Annotated in this window: 18 protein-coding genes and 1 other annotated feature; of the genes, 4 read left to right on the top strand and 14 right to left on the bottom strand. The window is 41.3% G+C overall.

Annotated elements, in window-relative coordinates:
- Positions 1-9 precede the first annotated feature (9 nt).
- The gene (gene rpsP, locus ACVC7S_RS02890) at positions 10-282 is read right to left on the bottom strand and encodes a 30S ribosomal protein S16 (RefSeq protein WP_000268760.1); all 273 of its coding nucleotides are present in this window, start codon (positions 280-282) and stop codon (positions 10-12) included.
- 215 nt (positions 283-497) lie between these two features.
- Between rpsP and ACVC7S_RS02885 the strand changes: the two genes are divergently transcribed.
- Both ACVC7S_RS02885 and ACVC7S_RS02880 read left to right on the top strand, forming a co-directional pair.
- Complete coding sequence (locus ACVC7S_RS02885) at positions 498-1,304, top strand: peptidylprolyl isomerase (protein WP_447266119.1); 807 nt, start codon at positions 498-500, stop codon at positions 1,302-1,304.
- A 27-nt stretch (positions 1,305-1,331) separates the two neighbouring features.
- Positions 1,332-1,571: a zinc-ribbon domain-containing protein gene (locus ACVC7S_RS02880; RefSeq protein ID WP_000600214.1), complete on the top strand. Its 240-nt coding sequence runs from the start codon at positions 1,332-1,334 to the stop codon at positions 1,569-1,571.
- A gap of 42 nt (positions 1,572-1,613) precedes the next feature.
- Here the strand turns inward: ACVC7S_RS02880 and ACVC7S_RS02875 are convergent, their stop codons facing one another.
- The 7 genes from ACVC7S_RS02875 to ACVC7S_RS02845 all read right to left on the bottom strand — a co-directional run bounded on the left by ACVC7S_RS02875 (position 1,614) and on the right by ACVC7S_RS02845 (position 8,115).
- Positions 1,614-3,155, bottom strand: a complete 1,542-nt coding sequence (locus tag ACVC7S_RS02875; RefSeq protein ID WP_447266118.1) for an ABC-F family ATP-binding cassette domain-containing protein — start codon at positions 3,153-3,155, stop codon at positions 1,614-1,616.
- Positions 3,152-3,640 (bottom strand): VanZ family protein, encoded by a 489-nt coding sequence (locus tag ACVC7S_RS02870; RefSeq protein WP_447266117.1) that lies wholly within the window; start codon positions 3,638-3,640, stop codon positions 3,152-3,154. The genes ACVC7S_RS02875 and ACVC7S_RS02870 overlap by 4 nt, the downstream gene beginning before the upstream one ends.
- A gap of 1 nt (position 3,641) precedes the next feature.
- A complete protein-coding gene (gene rlmN / locus ACVC7S_RS02865) occupies positions 3,642-4,727 on the bottom strand; it encodes a 23S rRNA (adenine(2503)-C(2))-methyltransferase RlmN (RefSeq protein WP_061599238.1) in 1,086 nt (361 codons plus the stop codon).
- A gap of 20 nt (positions 4,728-4,747) precedes the next feature.
- Positions 4,748-5,278: a YutD family protein gene (locus tag ACVC7S_RS02860; RefSeq protein WP_447266116.1), complete on the bottom strand. Its 531-nt coding sequence runs from the start codon at positions 5,276-5,278 to the stop codon at positions 4,748-4,750.
- 155 nt (positions 5,279-5,433) lie between these two features.
- Positions 5,434-6,039, bottom strand: coding sequence for a superoxide dismutase SodA (gene sodA, locus ACVC7S_RS02855; RefSeq protein ID WP_000974733.1), 606 nt, complete (start codon positions 6,037-6,039; stop codon positions 5,434-5,436).
- 69 nt (positions 6,040-6,108) lie between these two features.
- Positions 6,109-7,146: a DNA polymerase III subunit delta gene (gene holA, locus ACVC7S_RS02850; RefSeq protein WP_447266115.1), complete on the bottom strand. Its 1,038-nt coding sequence runs from the start codon at positions 7,144-7,146 to the stop codon at positions 6,109-6,111.
- A gap of 33 nt (positions 7,147-7,179) precedes the next feature.
- Complete coding sequence (locus ACVC7S_RS02845) at positions 7,180-8,115, bottom strand: dihydroorotate oxidase (RefSeq protein ID WP_447266114.1); 936 nt, start codon at positions 8,113-8,115, stop codon at positions 7,180-7,182.
- 206 nt (positions 8,116-8,321) lie between these two features.
- Between ACVC7S_RS02845 and gdhA the strand changes: the two genes are divergently transcribed.
- Together gdhA and ACVC7S_RS02835 are read left to right on the top strand one after the other, a co-directional pair.
- Positions 8,322-9,668, top strand: coding sequence for an NADP-specific glutamate dehydrogenase (gene gdhA / locus ACVC7S_RS02840; protein WP_447266113.1), 1,347 nt, complete (start codon positions 8,322-8,324; stop codon positions 9,666-9,668).
- 31 nt (positions 9,669-9,699) lie between these two features.
- Complete coding sequence (locus tag ACVC7S_RS02835; protein WP_447266333.1) at positions 9,700-10,185, top strand: GNAT family N-acetyltransferase; 486 nt, start codon at positions 9,700-9,702, stop codon at positions 10,183-10,185.
- Between the two features lie 223 nt (positions 10,186-10,408).
- Here ACVC7S_RS02835 and ACVC7S_RS02830 read toward each other — a convergent pair whose 3' ends face one another.
- The 6 genes from ACVC7S_RS02830 to ACVC7S_RS02805 form a co-directional block, all read right to left on the bottom strand.
- Positions 10,409-10,777: an EXLDI protein gene (locus ACVC7S_RS02830; protein WP_447266112.1), complete on the bottom strand. Its 369-nt coding sequence runs from the start codon at positions 10,775-10,777 to the stop codon at positions 10,409-10,411.
- A gap of 62 nt (positions 10,778-10,839) precedes the next feature.
- Positions 10,840-11,742, bottom strand: coding sequence for a DUF2268 domain-containing protein (locus tag ACVC7S_RS02825; protein ID WP_447266111.1), 903 nt, complete (start codon positions 11,740-11,742; stop codon positions 10,840-10,842).
- Positions 11,743-12,155: 413 nt separating this feature from the next.
- Complete coding sequence (gene rplL, locus ACVC7S_RS02820; protein ID WP_001196967.1) at positions 12,156-12,521, bottom strand: 50S ribosomal protein L7/L12; 366 nt, start codon at positions 12,519-12,521, stop codon at positions 12,156-12,158.
- A 75-nt stretch (positions 12,522-12,596) separates the two neighbouring features.
- Positions 12,597-13,097: a 50S ribosomal protein L10 gene (gene rplJ, locus ACVC7S_RS02815; RefSeq protein WP_001287274.1), complete on the bottom strand. Its 501-nt coding sequence runs from the start codon at positions 13,095-13,097 to the stop codon at positions 12,597-12,599.
- 38 nt (positions 13,098-13,135) lie between these two features.
- Positions 13,136-13,271 (bottom strand) — a sequence feature (ribosomal protein L10 leader region).
- Between the two features lie 65 nt (positions 13,272-13,336).
- On the bottom strand, positions 13,337-14,596 hold the full coding sequence (locus tag ACVC7S_RS02810; RefSeq protein WP_447266110.1) for a TRZ/ATZ family protein: 1,260 nt from the start codon (positions 14,594-14,596) through the stop codon (positions 13,337-13,339).
- 106 nt (positions 14,597-14,702) lie between these two features.
- The gene (locus ACVC7S_RS02805) at positions 14,703-16,451 is read right to left on the bottom strand and encodes an ABC transporter ATP-binding protein (RefSeq protein WP_447266109.1); all 1,749 of its coding nucleotides are present in this window, start codon (positions 16,449-16,451) and stop codon (positions 14,703-14,705) included.
- Between the last annotated feature and the right edge of the window lies 1 nt (position 16,452).

Genomic DNA, 16,452 nt, shown 5'->3' with positions numbered 1-16,452 from the left:
ACTTTAAACTTATTTTGAGAATTTAGAATCGTGGAATTTTTTCAATACGCCTTCTTTTGAAAGGATGTTGCGAACTGTATCTGAAGGTTGAGCTCCATCAGCCAACCATGCAAGAACGCGGTCTTCTTTCAAAGTCACTTGGTTTTCAGCAACAAGTGGGTTGTAAGTTCCAACTGTTTCGATGAAACGTCCGTCACGTGGTGAACGTGAGTCTGCTACGTTGATACGGTAGAAAGGTTTTTTCTTAGAACCCATACGAGTCAAACGGATTTTAACTGCCATTTTTTAATGTCTCTTTTCTTATTTTTTATTTCGGTGAAATAGCTGAGCTATTTAGCACATGTTCTATTATAGCAGATTTTTGACATCTGTCAAGAAAAAAACTTGACAGAGTTTTGATTTTTTAACTACTAGAAATTTTTAGTAAAATCATTAACATTTGAAATCACCTCCCTTTTAGGGTACAATGGTAGAAATGAATTTTTGAAAGGAAAACAATGAAAAAACTAGCAACCCTTCTTTTACTATCAACTGTAGCCCTTGCTGGATGTACTAGTATCCAACGTGGTCTCCGTGGCGATGAGTATGTCGACTCTAGTATCTCAGCAGAAGAAAGCTCAAAAGCAGCTGCTCAGGCTGCCAAAGATTTGAAAGACGCCTTAACAAATGAAAATGCTAACTTCCCTCAACTTTCTAAGGAAGTAGCTGAAGATGAGGCTGAAGCTATCCTTCACACAAGTCAAGGTGATATTCGTATCAAACTCTTTCCAAAATTAGCTCCTCTAGCAGTTGAAAATTTCCTAACTCACGCTAAAGAAGGTTACTACAATGGCGTTACCTTCCATCGTGTAATAGATGGCTTTATGATTCAAGGTGGAGATCCAAAAGGAAATGGTACGGGAGGCCAATCTATCTGGCATGGTAAGGATAATACCAAGGATACTGGAACTGGTTTTAAAAATGAAATCTCTCCTTACCTATATAATATCCGAGGAGCACTTGCTATGGCTAATACTGGTCAACCAAATACCAACGGTAGCCAATTCTTCATCAACCAAAACTCGACAGATATTTCTGCTAAACTCCCTATCAGCAAGTATCCAAAAAAAATCATCGAAGCCTATAAAGAGGGCGGAAATCCAAGTCTAGACGGCAAACACCCTGTCTTTGGTCAAGTCATCGATGGCATGGATATTGTTGACAAGATTGCCAAGGCTGAAAAAGATGAGAAAGACAAACCAACGTCTGCTATCACCATTGATAGTATCAAAGTGGTGAAAGACTACGATTTCAGCAAAGAATAAGCCATCAACAGATAAGGAGACGATGACATGATTCTATTTTGGGGTTCTAAAGGTTATCAGAAAGATTTGGGACATACGCAAACTGCGATCGAATGTGGTCACTGTAACAATGTCGACACATGGGAAATTGTTGAAACAGGGCGCAAGTTCACCCTTTACTGGATTCCACTTTTTCCTTATGGTAAAAGTTACTTCGTTTCTTGTCCGATTTGCCACTATGGTAAAGAAATTGAGAAATCTGAAGTTGAAAACTATTTAAATTACTAGTTAAAAAGACCAAGTCTAAATGACTTGGCTTTTTTAATGCTTTTAAGTTACCTTGTTAAAGTCCCAGATTTGGTCCATCCAGCCTTCATAGAAGTCTGGCTCGTGGCAAACCATAAGAATACTTCCTTTGTACTCTTTAAGGGCTCGTTTGAGTTCATCCTTGGCATCCACATCCAAGTGATTGGTCGGCTCGTCCAATACTAAAACGTTATTTTCACGATTCATCAAGAGACAGAAACGCACCTTGGCTTGTTCCCCACCTGATAAGACCTGAATCTGACTTTCAATGTGCTTGGTCGTCAAACCACAACGAGCAAGGGCTGCACGAACTTCTGCTTGATTGAGTGCAGGAAAGGCATTCCAGACAGCTTCAAGAGGTGTTTGGCGATTTCCACCTTCTACTTCCTGTTCAAAATAACCAAGTTCTAGGTAATCACCGCGTTCAACTTCCCCAGCAATGGGAGGAATAATTCCCAAGAGAGACTTCAAGAGAGTTGTTTTCCCGATACCATTGGCTCCAATAATGGCAACTTTTTGATTGCGTTCAAAGGTGAGGTTTAATGGTTTGGTAAGTGGACGGTCATAACCAATCTGCAAGTCCTTGGCTTGGAAGATAAAGCGCCCAGGTGTACGAGCTGGTTTGAAATCAAAGGATGGTTTTGGCTTCTCACTTTGAAGTTCGATGATATCCATCTTATCGAGTTTCTTTTGACGAGACATGGCCATGTTACGTGTTGCAACACGGGCTTTGTTTCGAGCGACAAAGTCCTTGAGGTCCGCAATCTCTTTCTGCTGACGTTCATAGGCCGCTTCTAACTGAGATTTCTTCATAGCATAGACTTCTTGGAACTGGTAGTAGTCTCCAGAATAGCGAGTCAATTGTTGATTTTCAACATGATAGACGATATTGATTACGTCGTTGAGGAAAGGAATATCATGCGAAATAAGGACAAAAGCATTTTCATAGTTTTGGAGATAGCGTTTGAGCCAGTCAATGTGTTCAGCATCCAAGTAGTTGGTTGGCTCGTCAAGCAACAAAATATCTGGTTTTTCAAGGAGGAGTTTAGCCAAAAGTACCTTGGTTCTTTGTCCACCTGACAAGGCTGTTACGTCTGTATCCATACCATAGTCCATGACACCGAGGGCACGCGCCACTTCGTCAATCTTGGCATCTAAAGTATAAAAATCACGACTCTCCAAACGGTCTTGGAGTTCGCCAACTTCTTCCATCAGCGCATCGATATCTGCGCCCTCTTCTGCCATCTCCATATAGAGTTCATTGATACGAACTTCTGCTTTAAAAAGCTCATCAAAGGCTGTCCGCAAAACATCGCGCACAGTTTGGCCTTCTTTTAGCACAGCGTGCTGGTCTAGATAGCCAGCAGTCACATACTTAGACCACTCCACCTTTCCATCATCTGGCAGCATTTTACCAGTCACGATGCTCATAAAGGTTGATTTTCCTTCACCGTTGGCACCGACTAAACCGATGTGTTCTCCCTTGAGGAGACGGAAGGAGACATCTTCAAAAATTGCACGGTCACCAAAATCGTGACTTAAATTTTTAACTTCTAAAATACTCATTTTAATTCCTTTGTAAGTTTAGTTACATTTAATTTTCTGTAGAGAATCCAAGCTAGATAGCCACCCAAGGTATTGGTCCACAAATCATCAATCTCAAAGACCCGATTAAAATCAAAGAAAAAGTCTAAGACTAGTTGCGTACACTCAATTCCTAGACTCAGTAAAAAACTGAGAAGGATGATTTTTTTCGTTTGCCGCAAGTTTGGATAGAGGTAGAGCAGTTGAAATACCAGCGGGAAGAGCAGGAGGATATTTAAGGCATTTTGCAAAAATATCCAGAATAGCTGCAGAAGGCTAGTCACTTCACCCAGATTCCAAAGGGAGTTTAAGGGAGTTAAAAGAAAAACCAGGCGTCCAAAAGTTTGAATACCTGGAGTTTCCACTCCTGTAGGAAGTTGAGGCTGGGGAGTAAAGCAAAAACAAATAATGCATAGACTATAAACAGCCACTCCCAATCTTAAAATTAATTCGCTTTTTCTAGTCATTTTATGGATTTACCGCTGCGACTGCCTTCTGGCGATCACGTTTCATTGTATTGGAGCGTAATTGTCCACAAGCTGCATCAATATCTGTACCATGCTCCTGACGGACAACACAATTGATCCCTTTTTTCTTGAGGGTATCGTAGAAGGCCATCACGCGCTCTTTAGGACTACGGCTATATTGGTCATGCTCACTAACAGGGTTATAGGGAATCAAGTTGACATAAGACAATTTCTTGATGTTCTTGAGCAATTCAGCCAACTCCAAGGCTTGTTCAACACCATCGTTGACTTCATTGAGCATGATGTATTCAAAGGTCACACGGCGATTAGTTGTTTCGATATAGTACTCAATAGCTGCAAAGAGCTTTTCAATCGGAAAGGCACGGTTAATCTTCATGATGCTTGAACGCAATTCATTGTTTGGTGCGTGAAGAGACACAGCCAGATTGACCTGTACGCCTTCATTAGCAAAGTCACGAATTTTATGGGCCAAACCTGAGGTTGAAACAGTGATGTGACGAGCACCGATAGCCATCCCCTTGTCATCATTGATGGTACGAACAAAATTCAAAACATTATTGTAGTTATCAAATGGTTCACCAATTCCCATAACAACGATATGGCTGACACGTTCATCCTGACCACGTTCATCAAAGTATTTCTGAACTAGCATGATCTGCGCTACGATTTCTCCGTTATTGAGGTCACGTTGCTTCTTGATCAAGCCTGATGCACAGAAGGTACAACCAATATTACAGCCAACCTGAGTGGTCACACAGACTGACAAACCGTAGTGTTGACGCATGAGTACTGTCTCAATCAACATGCCATCTGGCAACTCGAAAAGATACTTAACAGTACCGTCAGCTGACTCTTGTACGATTCGCTGTTTCAAAGGATTGACCACAAACTGGTCATTGAGCTTGGCAATCAAATCCTTAGAAAGGTTGGTCATTTCTTCAAATGACTGGACACGTTTACGGTAGAGCCATTCCCAGATTTGATCTGCACGGAATTTCTTTTCTCCTTGTTCTAATACCCATTCTTGCATGGTTTGACGTGTTAAACTATAAATAGACGGTTTCATCTCTTCTCCTTATTCTCTATCTATTTCTGACGAATGACAAAATGGCGCTGTCCCTTGTCCTCTTTCTGAGACTTTTGGTCCTTATGACGACGTCTATTTCGCTTATCCGCATTTGGTTTTCTCTTGTTTTGCGAAGGTTTCTTTCCTCTTCTAGGAAGATTCTCCTCTTCCTTTTTACGCATTTTCTTGTCAAACGACGCACGCTTAGGTGCTTGGTTTTCTAGGACAAAATAAGCACACCCATAACTACAGTACTCCAAAAGATAATCCTGTAAGCGACTGATTTTTTCAATTTTTTCCTCTGTTCGATCGTCTTTGTAAAAACCGCGTAGGCGAAGCTGTTCATTGCTCCAGTCCCCCACGACATAATCAAACTTGGTCAACACTTCTGAAAAGCGCTGATTAAAGACGTTCACATCGAAAGCCTCCTTGATATTTTCAACCAAGGTAAAAGCAATCCCTTCAGTCTCAACCCTATCCCCATTTACCTGAAATTCTGGGCCAGGAAACTTGTTATAGTTGTATAATTCAGGTGCAATTTCTTTACGCATAGTCTTCCTTTTCCACGATTACTTAACACTCTATTTTACCATAATTTCTACAAGTTGGCACGAATATCCTGAAAATGAAAAAAGTCTGACGATTCTGTCAGACTTCTGCTTTATAACCTTAAAAAGAGAAGAACAATTCTTCCCTCCATATTTTATTATTTAGCTGCTGCGTAAAGCTCGTCTACTTTGTTCCAGTTAATCACTGAGAAGAAAGCTTTGATGTAGTCAGGACGCACGTTGCGGTATTTCACGTAGTAAGCATGTTCCCAAACGTCCAAGCCCAAGATTGGTTTTTTGCCTTCTGAGATTGGTGTGTCTTGGTTTGCTGTTGAAGTCACTTCAAGCTTCCCTTCTTTGTTGACAACCAACCATGCCCAGCCAGAACCAAAGCGAGTTGTAGCTGCTGCTGTAAAGGCTGCTTGGAACTCTTCAAATGAACCAAATGTTGCATCGATTGCTGCTGCAAGTTCTGCTGAAGGAGCAGTCTTTTCAGGAGTCATCAATTCCCAGAAAAGAGCGTGGTTCAAGTGTCCACCACCGTTGTTGATAAGCGCTTGGCGGATATCAGCTGGGATAGATTCTACATCAGCAAGCAAAGCTTCAAGGTCTTCACCGATTTCAGGGTGTTTTTCAAGAGCTGCATTTGCATTGTTGACATAAGTTTGATGGTGCTTGTCATGGTGCAAGTGCATTGTTTCAGCATCGATGTATGGTTCCAAAGCGTCGTAAGCGTATGGAAGATCTGGTAAGATAATAGCCATCTGTAATACCTCTTTTTCTTTCTATAAGAAAATGATAACGCAATCATCCTCTTTTTTCAAGTTTTTTGCTCAATTTGCCTCTGTCGCAATCTGCAAGAGTGCCTTTTCAAACAAGTAACTTTTTTCATAGACACCTGTCTTAATCTGGTAGTCTGTTTCAATCAAATAAGAAATCGCTTGCTTGAGAAAAGTCAAGGAAATCCCTCTCGAATCTCTTAATGCGAACTTGATTTGATAAGGATTAGGATTGCGTCCCAAATAAGTACCTAGACTGCTTATAATCTGCGATTCAGTTTGACCAGCCTCTGATAAAATCTTCACTTGGGTAAAGGTTCGAAACTGTCCTAACATGACAGCTATGAGCTTGATTTCGTCTTCCCCTTGCAGGGTCAAGTCTCTGACCAAGTCACGGGCCTGATCAATCTTCTTAGCTAAAATAAACTGAGTTAAATCAAAAATATTGTCTTGCAAAGTCTTTGGAATGGCTTCGATAATATCCTTTTCCTCAATCACATCGCCTGACTTATAAGACTGTAAAAAGAGGAGATTTTTCTGGATTTCGCTAAACTGAAAACCAGACTTGATGAGTAGATTTTCAAAAGACTTTTCCGCAAACTGCAGACCTTGTTTCTGACTCCATTTTTGGAAATATTGGCGAAGTTCTTGTTCCTTAGCCTCCATAGCATCAAATACTGTCGCGTCACGTTTGAGCAGTTTAACCAATCGTCTTTTGCTATCCAGCTTTCCTTCTGCAAAAATTAATAACTTGGTTGTCGGTGAAGGATTGTCAAGGTATTCCTCAAATGACTTGAGTTCATCATCCGTTAAAAACCGTTTCTTGGCTGTTGTAATATCGACAAAATGGTCTAATATCACGATTTTCTCATCCGCAAAGAAAGGGAGACTGACCAACTCCAACTCTAAGTCTTTATAAGCTACTTCTTTCATATCAAAATAAGCAAAATTGAGGTCAGCTGGATCATAACCAATCTGCTTCAACACTTGACTCTTCATAACTTCAAACTGACCTTGGTCCGAACCTGTAAATAAGGTCAGGCTAGATAAGTTTGATAAAGACAAATTTTGACTCTCTTCTATGGCTAGCATCTTCTCTCCTTTCTTCTTGTTTTTCTATTTCATTTAATCAATATAGCGCAATTTCCCACGGAAATCTTCTAGGTTCTCGTACCCTTTTTCCGCCATGATTGCTTTCAACTCATTGGTAATGCGCTCAAAAGCTCCAACGCCTTCCTTGTGGAGTGTCGTTCCTACTTGCACCATACTAGCACCGCAGAGGATGTGTTCAAAGGCATCACGACCCGTCAGAACGCCACCCGTTCCGATGATTTGGATTTGCGGATTTAAACGTTGGTAGAAGGCGTGCACATTAGCAAGAGCAGTCGGTTTGATGTATTCTCCACCAATTCCACCAAAACCATTTTTAGGGCGAATAACGACCGACTCATCTTCAATATAAAGGCCGTTTCCGATAGAGTTAACACAGTTGACAAACTTGAGCGGATATTTGTTGAAAATAGCAGCCGCTTGGTCAAAGTGGACAATATCAAAATAAGGTGGCAATTTGATCCCAAGAGGTTTGGTAAAGTAGGCAAATACCTCTGACAAGATACGGTCTGTTGTCTCGAAATCATAAGCAATCTGAGGTTTTCCTGGAACATTTGGACAAGAGAGATTAAGCTCTGTCAGTCCTTTGAACTCACTCTCTTGGACTTTTTTCAAGATGGTATGTGTTTCCTCTGGAGACATGCCGACTAGAGAAAGGAAGAAAGTTCGGTTTGGCTCTTTTTCCTGCAAGTCCAAAAGATAGTCCAGATAGTAGTCTAAACCATTATTTGGCAAGCCCATAGAGTTGATGGAACCAAGTGGAACATCTTGGTAACGAGGTTCAGGATTTCCCTGACGGAAGTCCAAGGTTGCTGTCTTAGTGACAAAGGTTCCTGCTGCTGAGTCTTTGACACCCTCCAACTCAGCTATCGTCATACAAGCTACACCTGCTGCGTTCATCAAGCAATTGTCAAACTCAAAACCAGCAATTTGAGTTTTTGTTGATACCATGATTCTAATCCTCCAGATTCCTTTTATTTCTAATATTATACCATACTTTCAGATTTTCTCTTTGAGAAACTAATTTCAATATAAAACGTTCGGTTTTGTAAATTGAGAGAATTTTTAGAAAATTTCCGTTTTTTTCTTTACACTGAAAAAAAATTCTGCTATAATGTCTCACGTAATAAAATAGGACAAGAATAAAGGAGAACGATATGACATCTGCTAAAGACTATATCCAAAGCGTGTTTGCAACTGTGAAAGCTCGTAACGGGCATGAGGCTGAATTTCTCCAGGCGGTTGAAGAATTCTTCAGCACTTTGGAACCTGTATTTGAAAAACACCCTGAGTATATCGAAGAAAACATCTTGGCACGCATCACTGAGCCTGAGCGCGTGATTTCTTTCCGTGTTCCTTGGGTTGACCGTCATGGAAAAGTTCAAGTCAACCGTGGTTACCGTGTTCAATTTAACTCAGCTGTTGGACCATATAAAGGCGGACTTCGTTTCCACCCAACTGTAAACCAAGGAATCTTAAAATTCCTCGGCTTTGAACAAATCTTTAAAAACGTCTTGACTGGACTTCCAATCGGTGGAGGTAAAGGGGGGTCAGACTTCGATCCTAAAGGAAAGACTGACGCCGAAGTGATGCGCTTCTGTCAAAGCTTCATGACTGAATTGCAAAAATACATCGGACCATCTCTTGACGTACCTGCTGGTGATATCGGTGTTGGAGGACGCGAAATTGGTTACCTTTACGGACAATACAAACGTCTTAACCAATTTGATGCGGGTGTCTTGACTGGTAAACCTCTTGGATTTGGTGGTAGCTTGATTCGTCCAGAAGCAACTGGTTATGGTTTGGTTTACTATACTGAAGAAATGCTCAAAGCTAATGGTAACAGTTTTGCTGGTAAGAAAGTGGTTATTTCAGGTTCTGGTAACGTAGCTCAATACGCTCTTCAAAAAGCGACTGAACTTGGTGCAACTGTCATCTCTGTATCTGACTCAAACGGTTATGTCATCGACGAAAATGGTATTGACTTCGATCTTTTGGTTGATGTTAAAGAAAAACGCCGTGCTCGTTTGACTGAGTATGCAGCTGAGAAAGCAACTGCTACTTACCATGAAGGTTCTGTATGGACTTACGCTGGTAACTACGACATCGCTCTTCCATGTGCGACTCAAAACGAAATCAACGGTGAAGCAGCTAAACGTTTGGTTACTCAAGGCGTTATCTGTGTATCTGAAGGTGCTAACATGCCTAGTGACCTTGATGCGATTAAAGTCTACAAAGAAAACGGAATCCTTTACGGACCTGCCAAAGCTGCCAACGCTGGTGGTGTAGCTGTATCAGCGCTTGAAATGAGCCAAAACAGCCTTCGCCTCTCATGGACACGTGAAGAAGTTGATGGACGCCTCAAAGACATCATGACAAACATCTTCAACACAGCTAAAACAACTGCTGAAACATACGGACTTGGTACTGACTACCTTGCAGGAGCAAATATCGCTGCCTTCGAAAACGTAGCAAACGCTATGATTGCCCAAGGTATTGTTTAATTAGTCAATACATCCTTTCGGAGGACAAATGATGAACTTACGGCCAATGGAAGTAAGAGACAATCCAGCTGTAGCGCAGCTCATTCGAGCCAGCCTAGAAGAATTCGGGCTTGACAAACCAGGAACTGTCTACTTTGATTCTCATCTAGAGCATTTGGCCGACTATTATCAACAGCAAGAGAGAGCAGCTTACTTTGTTCTGGAAGATGAAGGACAGCTAGTTGGCTGTGGTGGCTTTGCACCTGTGTCCGATAAGATGGCTGAATTACAAAAACTGTATGTCACTAAAAATAGCCGTGGCAAAGGTTATTCCAGCAGGTTGATAAAGCGGATATTCCAGGAAGCCCACTTAGCAGGTTATGAACAGCTTTATCTAGAAACCTCTACTGAACTGGCTACGGCTGTGGCCATCTATCAGCACTATGGTTTCACATCACTGCAAGAACCACTTTCTAACGCTGCCGGCCATCCAGCTATGAATATCTGGATGATAAAATCTCTCTTATCAGATGAATAGATATTAGTAACTCTGATTGTCTGTCTCAAGACATCATGACCAAGAACCACAACACAGCTAAAACAACCGTTGAAGCTTACGTAGTTGGAAAAGACTACCTAACTGGTGCTAACATTGCTGCTTTCTAAAACGTAGCCAACGCTATGATTGCCCAAGGTATTGTTTAAGCACTATCAAACTAGAACTCAAAGAAATCCTACTGCTTTTAAAAGCAGTAGGATTTTTATATATCTAATTTTTCAAAAAATTTGCCTGTTGACTGCTTTTCTTTTAGCTTCTCCAGTAGCTCATTCTCCAGAAAAGGACTTAGTTCGTCAAAGTCTTGACAAACCTTAAAAACAGTCTCTCTGTCCAACTGGTCATAAGCTAGTTCGTAATAGTCCTTATGATGTTGCCAATTCTGCTCATAATTGATATCTGTTCGTTGATAGTAAACAATATTTTGCTTCGGTGTTAGGAAAAGCTTCTGTGTTAGAATGCTTTTCTGATCTTTGGATAACTTGCTTCGACTGAAAATCTTAACCCCTTGAAAAATCTTGCGCTCGTGGATACCTTGATTTGTGACTTTTAATTCAACTCTTTTATAGTGCATATAGTTACCTCCAAAAATTACTTTCATTATATCAGACTCTGGCAGATTTGCAAGCAAAAGTATCATTTCCAAAAATCTTTACTAGCCTCTAAAATTTCTTCTGTCGGTGTTACTGTGGCCTCAATAATGCTCTTGCCAGTCTTTTTCAGATAGGCTTGTATCAGATGATAGCCATAAGCATAGCCTGCAGCATAGGGCATTCCAACTGGTATTTGACCTTGAATCTCAGCGATTTCATCACCGTAGAGATAAGGAGCCATTTCCGCCATCCCTGTTAGCTGAAGCTGACTTGAGATGGTGGGCTTAATCTCTTTTAACTGCTCGAAACTAGTTGAAGTGACCCAGGGTCCGATGAGCTCTTTGCCATAGAGCTCAGCTGCAAAAGACTCTGCTAATCCCTCACTGACTATCCAGTCTGCTAGTGTCGTCTGCTGGTTCCATTTGATAAATTGGAAGCGGACATTATGGTTGAACTCGTGGGCCAGAGCTGCCTGCACACGTGGCAAAGTATAGTCATTTGGTAGCAGACTAAGCATGAGGTAGCCTGGAATTCCACCATCTCCGCTGTAACCCTTATTGAGCTGTAGCATAGGTTTTTCTGGATTGCCTAACAAAATAGTAAAATAGTAATCCTCAACCTCTAAATCATAGCCAGCTTGCTCAAAAAGACCGATACTCCTCTTGATGGTATCTTGACAATTTTGCCAGAGTTGATCAGAGCTCAGAGCATCAATAGCCGGTCTATCCTTTTCTGACAGAGTGCTGGGTAGCTGATTCATAAAGCCAAGTAGGAAAAGAGCATCAAATCCTCCGGGATACTTTGCTTTCAGAGGAATGTGCTGAGTTTGGTATTTAGGAGCGAATGGAGCGAGTATTTTCGCTCGAAAACAGCCCTCCCTTTTATCAAATGGAAGTTCAAGCAACTCCTGATAAACTTTATCTGAACGAATCATATTAATTTTCATAGTAATCTCCTTTTCTAATTTTCACCAGTATACACCCTCCCCTAAGGTCAGAGTCAAGAAGAAAATTGAAATATCTATTAAAATTTTATTGAAATTACCTCAAACCGTTCGAAAATTACCTTCAATAAAGTTCTTTAATACTGAGATTATAATATCCGGAGTATCAATAAATTAAAAACTTACTTCTCTACTGTTAATAGGAATGATGATACTAGAAAGAAAATAAATCCTGAAGGGTAAAAACTTGGATCATTTTTTATAGAAAGCCTATTATTCAAAAGTTGTTTGTCTCCTAGATAAACTATATAATTAGTTTGCCCCTTTTTTACCCCTTCTTGAACAAAAAGAAAAAACCGCTACTCCTAAGAATAGCGATTTAATCATGTTTTTAAGCTACAAAAGTAGTTGCTCTATTATTTAAGAGTAACTGAAGCTCCAGCTTCTTCCAATTTAGCTTTGATTTCTTCAGCTTCTGCTGCTGCAACTCCTTCTTTAACAAGAGCTGGTGCACCATCAACAAGTTCTTTAGCTTCTTTAAGTCCAAGACCAGTGATTTCACGTACAACTTTGATAACGCCGACTTTCTTGTCGCCTGCAGCTGTCAATTCAACGTCAAATGAATCTTTAGCAGCTTCTTCAGCACCACCAGCAGCAGCTACAGCTACAGGAGCAGCTGCAGTTACACCAAATTCTTCTTCGATAGCTTTTACAAGGTCGTTCAATTCAAGGATTGAAGCTTCTTTAATTTCAGCAATAATGTTTTCAATGTTCAATGCCATTGTTATTTCCTCCAAATAAGTTTTAAATTTTATAATAGTTTTTTTCGTAGCTAGGCTACGCTGCGTAGCTTAAGATTAAGCTGCGTCTTCTTTGTTGTCTGCAACCGCTTTGACTGCAAGAGCAACGTTGCGCACTGGCGCTTGAAGTACAGAAAGGAGCATAGAAAGAAGTCCTTCGCGGTTTGGAAGAGTTGCAAGAGCAACGATTTCTTCTTTAGATGCGACAGCGCCTTCGATTGCACCACCTTTGATTTCAAGTGCTTCAGCGTTTTTAGCAAAATCGTTCAAGATTTTCGCTGGTGCGATAACATCTTCGTTAGAAAATGCTACTGCAGATGGTCCAACAAATACTGATGCAAGATCTTCAAGACCAGCTTTTTCAGCTGCACGACGCAAGATTGAGTTTTTAATGACTTTGTACTCAACTTCGCTTCCACGAAGCTCACGACGAAGAACTGTATCTTGCTCAACTGTCAAACCACGAGCGTCTACAACGACGATAGATGCAGCAGCTTTCATTTTTTCAGCTACTACGTCAACTAGTTCCGCTTTTTTAGCAATAATTGCTTCACTCATTAGTGTGTTCACCTCCGTAATTATTTTGCTTGGGGAATTTTTCCAAAAGAAAAACGCGCCCAAACCTAGACACGAAAGTACAATACGCTTCTTTTTACATGATACGTTTTGTCCTCGGTAGGATACTTATGAGTCGAGCTCCCCTACTGTCTTAGGCAGTTTTTTCAAACCGTATATAAGTATAGCATAGACAAAAAAAGAATGCAAGATTTTTGCAGACTTTTTTTTGAAATATTTTTTTAAATCTCCACTGTCAAAACTTGTCCTTGCTTGACAACCTGTTCTCCAGCAATGTAGACATCATCAACATCACTGGATTTGACTGCATAAATGAGGTGAGAGAGCATATTTTCCTGAGGTTGGAGATGGATTTTCCCTTGTGGTTGAACGACCAGAAAATCCGCTTGCTTGCCAACTTCAAGACTTCCAATCAAGTTTTCCATTCCAAGAACCTTAGCACCTTCTATCGTCAGAGCTTTGAGGGCTGTTTCAATTGGAAACTGGCTGGCATCTCCACTCTTCATTTTCTGTAAGAGAGCTGCGGTACGACCTTCCTCAAACATATCAAGGTTGTTGTTGGAAGCGACCGAATCTGTCGCAATACCTACTGCCACTCCAGCTTTTTGAAGTTGGATGATTGGAGCAATTCCTGAGGCTAGTTTGAGATTACTGATAGGATTATGGGCGATAGCCACATGAGAAGTTACCAAGCGTTCAATTTCTCGTTCGTTTAACTCGACCCCATGTGCAAAGACAGACGGATGATCTAAGTAACCTAGTTCGTCTAGAAAGGCGAGGGGGCGTTTGCCATAGCGTTTGAGGATAATTCCTGATTCCTCCTTGGTCTCCGCCACATGGATATGGATAGGAATATTCAGCTCTTTTGCCATATCTAAGCTCTCTTCCAGCAAATCTTTACTACAGCTGTAGGGAGAATGTGGGGCTACCATAACCTTGAAATTTGGATTTTCATATCCTAAGATTTCCTCTATGATGGCTCGTGTTCTGCTTATAGTTTCAGCAGTTGTCTCTGCCTCTGAAGAAAAGAGGGTCGGTGAGAAATAACAACGCATCTTAGACGCCTTGACTGCCTGATAAATTTGCTCAATATCCACACCATTGGGATTATACATATCGTTGAAGCTTGTTGTTCCTGACTGGAGCATCTCTGTCAGAGCTTCTTTGACCGCCTTGGTAGTCATGTCGGGAGTAAATTCTGCTTCTGCTGGCCAGATATAGTCATTGAGCCATTCATGGAGGTTACTGTCATCTCGGATCCCTCTCAATCCTGTCATAGCTGAATGGGTATGGCAATTGATCAAACCAGGCATAATCCAAGCCCCTTGATAGTCTATAATCTGCTCAGCTTGATCTAAAATCTCTTGCTTCTCTTGACCGACATAGATGATTTGAGAATCCTTAACAGCCAAGATACCATCCAGATAGACATGGAAATCTTGGTCACAAGTCACAATATTTACATGCTGATAGACTTTCATTGGTTTTCTCCTTCTAAGGCCTTGATTTTTTCTAGCTATTGTAACAAAAAAGTCACCCGAAGGCAACTTTTAGTATCATTAAGATTTTAAAATGGATAGGAATGGCTTATTCTGAGCTAAAAGCCGCAACCTTTTGCATTTGGTAATACTTGCCCTTTCTAGCCATGAGGTCCTGATGATTGCCATGCTCCACGATGTCACCATCCACCAAGACAAGAATCAAATCCGCATCCTGAATAGTTGACAAACGGTGAGCAATGATAAAGCTTGTGCGCCCCTTCATCAGTTTGGCAAAGGCATCCTGTACTAGCACCTCTGTCCGTGTATCGATGGAGGAAGTCGCCTCGTCTAAGATAAGAATCTTTGGAATAGCTAGAAAAACTCGGGCGATGGTCAAGAGCTGGGCTTGGCCGACAGATAGAGATTCTCCTGCATTTTCCAACTTAGTATCGTATCCCTGTGGCAACTGTTGGATGAAAAAGTCTGCATTGGCTGCTTTGGCAGCAGCAATCACCTGCTCCCGACTGGCTTCAGGATTGCCAAAGGCAATATTGGCATGAATGGTTCCTTGCTTGAGCCAAGTTTCCTGTAACACCATGCCAAACTGCTGTCTCAATGATGCTCGGGTATAGTCATAAATGGAACGACCATCTAGCAAGATATCTCCCGATTTAATGGGATAAAAACGCATGAGGAGATTGATGAGGGTTGATTTTCCAGCACCCGTAGGACCAACAATAGCAACCTTGCTACCAGCTGGAATGTCAATCGATAAATCCTTAATCAAAACCTTCTCAGGATGATAGCCAAAAGAAACATGTTTAAAGGAAATAGCTCCCTTGACTTGGTCACTGGTCAATACTTCCTTACCTGTTTCAACCACCTCAGGGCTCTCTAAGACAGCATAAACACGCTCTGCACAAGCGAGAGCACTTTGCAACTCGGCTAAAACAGAAGAAATATCATTAAAGGGCTTGGTGTACTGTTGGACATAGTTCAAAAAAGTCACTAAACGCCCAATGGTCAAGGTGGATCCCATCATGATACGATAGGCTCCTACTCCAGCTAGAAGAGCATAAATCAGCGCATTAACAAATCGAGTCGAAGGATTGACCGTTGAAGAATAAAAGATAGCTGACTGAGAATAGTCTGCGTAGTTATCATTAGCTTCATGCAATCTTTGGATAAACTCTCCTTGAGAATTAAAGGACTGGATAATAGTCTGTTGGCTAAGCGATTCTTCAATCAACTGGGTCTGAATCCCTCTTGTCTCCGTTTGCTTTTGGAAGAGATGATAGGATCTCTTGGCAATAAAGCGTGAAATCACCATGGATAGGGGCGTCAACAGCAAGACCAAGAGGGTCATGAGGAGATGAATTTGGAGCATGGCTAGAATACTAACCAAAATCATCAAGACACCAATGAAAAATTGGTTAAAAATCATGGTCAAGCCAGCTGCCAACTGTTCGATGTCCGTGGTTACACGACTAACCATCTCTCCACTACCTTGCCTATCCACAAAAGCAATTGGTAACCGATGGAGCTTATGAATGATTCGCTCTCGTAAATCTCTGGTATAAGAGAAGATTAGGCGATTATAGAGGAGAGGATTGGCCCATTGAACGAGGGTATTTCCTATGACCACCAAGATCATCTGAATGAAAATCTGCCAAAAAACTAGCGAAGAACCAGCCAATAGGACCTGGTCAATGACCTGCCCAATCAGAATAGGTAGATAGATTGATAAGCCAACTTGGGCAATAGTTCCCAGAAAGGCAAGGAAAAGGAGGAAGGGATGGCTTGCTAAATCCACGGCTAAACGTATGAGCGTCTGGTTTGCAGTTTGTCGTCTCATG

Source organism: Streptococcus sp. Z556 (genome assembly GCF_053010225.1).
Note: the sequence above shows the minus strand (reverse complement) of the source record. Positions and strands in the feature narration are given on the sequence as shown.

Coding starts and splice junctions, on each gene's coding strand:
- gdhA (WP_447266113.1), top strand. CDS start 8,322: ATGACATCTGCTAAAGACTATATCCAAAGCGTGTTTGCAACTGTGAAA.
- ACVC7S_RS02860 (WP_447266116.1), bottom strand. CDS start 5,278: ATGCGTAAAGAAATTGCACCTGAATTATACAACTATAACAAGTTTCCT.
- ACVC7S_RS02870 (WP_447266117.1), bottom strand. CDS start 3,640: ATGACTAGAAAAAGCGAATTAATTTTAAGATTGGGAGTGGCTGTTTAT.
- rplJ (WP_001287274.1), bottom strand. CDS start 13,097: ATGAGTGAAGCAATTATTGCTAAAAAAGCGGAACTAGTTGACGTAGTA.
- holA (WP_447266115.1), bottom strand. CDS start 7,146: ATGCTAGCCATAGAAGAGAGTCAAAATTTGTCTTTATCAAACTTATCT.
- ACVC7S_RS02810 (WP_447266110.1), bottom strand. CDS start 14,596: ATGAAAGTCTATCAGCATGTAAATATTGTGACTTGTGACCAAGATTTC.
- ACVC7S_RS02875 (WP_447266118.1), bottom strand. CDS start 3,155: ATGAGTATTTTAGAAGTTAAAAATTTAAGTCACGATTTTGGTGACCGT.
- ACVC7S_RS02835 (WP_447266333.1), top strand. CDS start 9,700: ATGAACTTACGGCCAATGGAAGTAAGAGACAATCCAGCTGTAGCGCAG.
- rpsP (WP_000268760.1), bottom strand. CDS start 282: ATGGCAGTTAAAATCCGTTTGACTCGTATGGGTTCTAAGAAAAAACCT.
- rlmN (WP_061599238.1), bottom strand. CDS start 4,727: ATGAAACCGTCTATTTATAGTTTAACACGTCAAACCATGCAAGAATGG.
- ACVC7S_RS02805 (WP_447266109.1), bottom strand. CDS start 16,451: ATGAGACGACAAACTGCAAACCAGACGCTCATACGTTTAGCCGTGGAT.
- ACVC7S_RS02880 (WP_000600214.1), top strand. CDS start 1,332: ATGATTCTATTTTGGGGTTCTAAAGGTTATCAGAAAGATTTGGGACAT.
- sodA (WP_000974733.1), bottom strand. CDS start 6,039: ATGGCTATTATCTTACCAGATCTTCCATACGCTTACGACGCTTTGGAA.
- ACVC7S_RS02830 (WP_447266112.1), bottom strand. CDS start 10,777: ATGCACTATAAAAGAGTTGAATTAAAAGTCACAAATCAAGGTATCCAC.
- ACVC7S_RS02845 (WP_447266114.1), bottom strand. CDS start 8,115: ATGGTATCAACAAAAACTCAAATTGCTGGTTTTGAGTTTGACAATTGC.
- ACVC7S_RS02825 (WP_447266111.1), bottom strand. CDS start 11,742: ATGAAAATTAATATGATTCGTTCAGATAAAGTTTATCAGGAGTTGCTT.
- rplL (WP_001196967.1), bottom strand. CDS start 12,521: ATGGCATTGAACATTGAAAACATTATTGCTGAAATTAAAGAAGCTTCA.
- ACVC7S_RS02885 (WP_447266119.1), top strand. CDS start 498: ATGAAAAAACTAGCAACCCTTCTTTTACTATCAACTGTAGCCCTTGCT.